Below are 803 nucleotides of genomic sequence, written 5' to 3' on the forward strand. Positions count from 1 at the left end.
CTTATGGCTGGACTTGACGGCATTAAAAACAAAACTATCCCAATTGGACCAATGGATGAGAATCTTTTTGAACTTACCCTTGATGAGATTAGAGAAAAAGGCATAGAACAGCTCCCACACACTCTAAGAGGAAGTCTAGAAGCCCTAATACGTCACAATGCTTACTTAAAGCCTGTGATGAGTGATATTTTTATCGATGATTATCAGCACCTTAAATTTCAAACCCAAGTGTGGCCTGTTGAAGCTCGCCCAACAGCGTATGAGTTTAAAACCTGCTATTCTTGTTAAATACCTCAAAAATTTCAAGCCCAAATTTGGGCTTGAAATTTCAAACAAAACTTTGCTATACTTAACAATTCTTTTATTTTACATAAAAAAGGAAAAATTATGAAATGTCATTTATGCGAACAAAAGTCCGAAACAAAAGCTTTATTTAGCCTTGATGAAGTTGTTGTTAGCTCTGGTGAGCTTAGCAACGAAGCTATGGGGGGGGGGCATTGAAAAGACACGAATTCATCTTGTTCAGTGCATGAATTGTGCTTTTGTTTATAATCAAAGCTTTGATTTAGCTCAAATTCAAAAATCCTACTCCTCAGCAAACTATCTCTCAAGAAAAATCGTTTCAACCTCGATGAATAAAACCATACTTGCCATTAAAGAGCGAATTGTAAGCCTTACAGGTAAGGAAGCTGTATTTTTAGAAGTTGCGCCTGGAAGTGGGGATTTGGCTGCAAATTTAGCCCTTGATGCTCGCTTTATCTATACTATCGATCCTTCCATTGTCTCACTAGAAATATCAAAAC

At 37.0% G+C, this 803-nt stretch carries 2 pseudogenes; both read left to right on the forward strand.

Annotated features, from left to right (window positions below):
* A pseudogene (locus tag DMB91_RS08750) lies at positions 1–288 on the forward strand (glutamine synthetase); the annotation flags it as partial.
* Between the two features lie 175 nt (positions 289–463).
* Positions 464–803, forward strand: a pseudogene (locus DMB91_RS08755) (DUF2184 domain-containing protein); the annotation flags it as partial.

It is taken from the genome of Campylobacter sp. MIT 97-5078 (genome assembly GCF_006864455.1).
GTDB lineage: Bacteria > Campylobacterota > Campylobacteria > Campylobacterales > Campylobacteraceae > Campylobacter_D.